The sequence below is a fragment of the Mycobacterium sp. TH-M106 genome (assembly GCF_057473765.1).
On sequence record NZ_JBYCLE010000433.1, the window covers coordinates 1 to 3,098 of the forward strand.

General features: G+C 67.2%; 4 protein-coding genes and 1 pseudogene. 3 read left to right on the forward strand and 2 right to left on the reverse strand.

Annotated elements, in window-relative coordinates:
* Both rpsA and coaE read left to right on the forward strand, forming a co-directional pair.
* A pseudogene (gene rpsA, locus AC2VOP_RS15295) lies at positions 1–299 on the forward strand (30S ribosomal protein S1); the annotation flags it as partial.
* A gap of 11 nt (positions 300–310) precedes the next feature.
* Positions 311–1,522 carry a dephospho-CoA kinase gene (gene coaE, locus AC2VOP_RS15300; RefSeq protein ID WP_486961772.1) on the forward strand — a complete coding sequence of 404 codons (1,212 nt, stop codon included), beginning with the start codon at positions 311–313 and terminating at the stop codon, positions 1,520–1,522.
* Here coaE and AC2VOP_RS15305 read toward each other — a convergent pair.
* A complete protein-coding gene (locus tag AC2VOP_RS15305) occupies positions 1,506–1,952 on the reverse strand; it encodes a hypothetical protein (RefSeq protein WP_486961775.1) in 447 nt (148 codons plus the stop codon). The genes coaE and AC2VOP_RS15305 overlap by 17 nt on opposite strands.
* A gap of 29 nt (positions 1,953–1,981) precedes the next feature.
* Complete coding sequence (locus tag AC2VOP_RS15310) at positions 1,982–2,488, reverse strand: ribonuclease FAU-1 family protein (protein WP_486961773.1); 507 nt, start codon at positions 2,486–2,488, stop codon at positions 1,982–1,984.
* A gap of 75 nt (positions 2,489–2,563) precedes the next feature.
* Between AC2VOP_RS15310 and AC2VOP_RS15315 the strand changes: the two genes are divergently transcribed.
* The coding region (locus AC2VOP_RS15315; RefSeq protein WP_486961774.1) for a DEAD/DEAH box helicase family protein at positions 2,564–3,098 on the forward strand (535 nt) is incomplete at its 3' end.

Here is a 3,098-nt window from a genome sequence, read left to right on the forward strand (position 1 = left end):
GCAACTACATCTTCCCCGAGGGCTTCGACTCGGAGACCAACGAGTGGCTGGACGGCTTCGAAACCCAGCGCGCCGAATGGGAGGCCCGCTACGCCGAAGCCGAACGTCGGCACAAGATGCACACCGCGCAGATGGAGAAGTTCGCCGCCGCCCGGTCAGCAGGTGCGGCAGGTGGCGCGGGTGCCGATGGGTCAACTTCGCCGGCCAACGGGTCGCCCCGGCAAGAGTCGGCGGCCGGTTCGCTGGCCAGCGACGAGCAGCTCGCGGCCCTGCGGGAGAAACTCGCCGGCAGCGCCTAGCGGCCTCAGCTGTGTTGCGGATCGGGCTGACCGGCGGCATCGGCGCCGGAAAGTCGACAGTGGCGGCCGCCTTCAGCGAGTGTGGTGGCGTCGTCGTCGATGGCGACGTGATCGCCCGCGAGGTCGTCGCACCCGGCACCGAGGGCCTGGCTTCGTTGATCGAGGCCTTCGGATCGGAGATCCTGCTGCCCGATGGGGCGCTGGACCGTTCGGCGCTGGCTCAGGTCGCATTCAGCGACGAAGAGAAACGCGCGACGTTGAACGGGATCGTGCATCCGCTGGTGGCCCGCCGGCGTAGCGAATTGATCGCGGCGGTGTCGGAGGACGCGGTCGTCGTCGAGGACATCCCCTTGCTGGTCGAGTCGCAGATGGCGCCGCTTTTCCCGCTGGTCGTCGTCGTGCACGCGGATATAGACGTTCGGGTGAGGCGACTCGTGCAGTCCCGCGGCATGGCCGAGGCCGACGTCCGTGCCCGCATCGCCGCCCAAGCCACCGAAGAGCAGCGGCGTGCGGTTGCCGACGTCTGGCTGGATAACTCGGGCTCGCCGGGGGAGCTCATCGAGGGAGTGCGCGAGCTGTGGCGGCAACGCATCCTGCCGTTCGCACACAACGTCCAGGCACGCCTCCCGGCCCCGTCCCCACACCAGCTGGTGCCGGCCGACCCGACCTGGCCCGAGCAGGCGGGGCGTATCGTTGCCCGGATTAAGGCTGCATGTGGACACCGAGCGGTGCGGGTCGACCACATCGGATCGACTGCGGTGCCGGGGATGGATGCCAGGGACGTCATCGACATCCAGGTCACCGTGAAATCCATGGCCTGCGCCGACGAATGTCACGACGGGCTACTAGCTGTCGGCTACCCCCGGGTCGAACAGGTTACCGCGGACGTCCCGCAGACGGATGCTCGCAGCACGGTCGGCTCCTGCGAGCACTCCGACGAGTCAGCGCTGTGGCAGAAAAGGTTTCATGCTTCGGCCGATCCGGGACGGCCGACGAACGTTCATCTGCGGGTGGCCGGCCGGCCCAATCAGCAGTTTGCCCTGTTGTTCACCGACTGGCTGCGGGCCAATCCCGAGGCGCGCGAAGACTACCTGGGCGTCAAACGCAGCGCCGCACAGGCGGCGGGCGGGATCGCGCGGTACGCCGACGCCAAAAAGCCGGGGTTCCTCGACGCCTACCGTCGGGCCTGGGCGTGGGCCGACTCGGTCAACTGGCGCTCGTAGCGCCGGCTCCGGCGGCGGGGTCGGTCAGCGGAGCGCCGCAGGACACGATCCTATTGGGGTCGTTGTTGCCCAGCGTCAGTCCGACGGACTGATCGACCTGTGTGGTGACGTTGTCGTCCACGGCGATCTCGCAGTGCACGGTCGCCGCATACGGCCAGGGGATAGACACTTGCATGCCAGCTTTGCTGGGATGAAGCAGCACCGTGTGCGCCTCGAACACCTGGCCGGGCAGCGAACTCAGCGGCGCGGTGTTGGTTTCGTCTTCGTTGAGCCGGAAGGTGGCCTGGCTGCCGGGCGCCACGCCGTCGACCCTCGCCAGGTAGGTGACGTTATGCAGTTCGTCTTCGGCCAGGGCGGGGGCTAGTGTCGACGCCGTCGTCAACGGACCACCCCCGATCAGTGCCACTGCTGTCAACGCGCCGATGCTCATCTTGCTGGTCGGGTTCATCGATGCCGAGGTTACCGCTCGCGCCAGAAGAGGTCCATCCCGCGGGCCGACAGCCACCGGTGCAGGTCATAGGCGTGCCGGGACAGACCGTCGACGGCGGTAACGGCGTGCGCCACCGCGCGTTCGCCGTCGTCTGCGGGTAGCAGGCCGTGCCGCACGGCGGCCATCAACTCGTCGACATCGGTGAGTTCGACGCCGACGCCGGTATGAATGACCAGGTCGAGGTAGTGGTCCTGGGAATTCCACACGGACGCCCCCGGCGTGTACGCGCCGACGTCGAGGTAGAAGTCCTGGTTACGTTCGTAGCCGCGGTTGAAGTGAAAGATGTTCGCCCGCAGCCCGAGTGCGGGCAGCAGCCACGACTCGAGGTAGTGGAATTGAACCCGGCCGGGTGTCGGCCGGGCCATGTACAGCCCCCACGGCCGCACCGTGTACTCGTCCACCGCCCGGACAACCCCTTTGGGGTCGGTGTTGGTGTGCGCGACCAAGTCGAAGACTTCCTGTTTGGGTGGATGCACCCGGAACCGCCTCCTTTCTGGTCTCAACGGTGATTGCGGAACACTCGTGAAACCAGCTTGCCCTAACCTGACTTTGTGGCCTTCGCAACCGAACACCCCGTCGTCGCGCATTCGGAATACCGCCCGGCGGCAGATGCCGTGGCGGGCCTGGTGCGCACCGGCGGCCGCTTCGAGGTGGTCAGCCAGTACCGGCCCGCCGGTGACCAGCCCACCGCCATCGCGGAGCTGGAACGCCGGATCGACGCGGGGGAGCGCGACGTGGTGCTGCTCGGTGCCACCGGAACCGGCAAGTCGGCCACCGCGGCCTGGCTGATCGAGCGGTTGCAACGGCCCACCCTGGTAATGGAACCCAACAAAACGCTCGCCGCTCAGATTGCCAACGAGCTGCGGCAGATGTTGCCGCACAACGCGGTTGAATACTTCGTCTCCTACTACGACTACTACCAGCCGGAGGCGTATATCGCTCAAACCGACACCTACATCGAGAAGGACAGCTCGATCAACGACGACGTGGAGCGGCTGCGGCACTCGGCGACGTCGAGCCTGCTGTCCCGGCGTGACGTGGTGGTGGTGGCGTCGGTGTCCTGCATCTACGGCCTGGGCACACCGC

What these genes read in the sequence shown, in the direction of transcription:
- AC2VOP_RS15305 (WP_486961775.1), bottom strand. Translation starts at nt 1,952, where the DNA reads ATGAGCATCGGCGCGTTGACAGCAGTGGCACTGATCGGGGGTGGTCCG.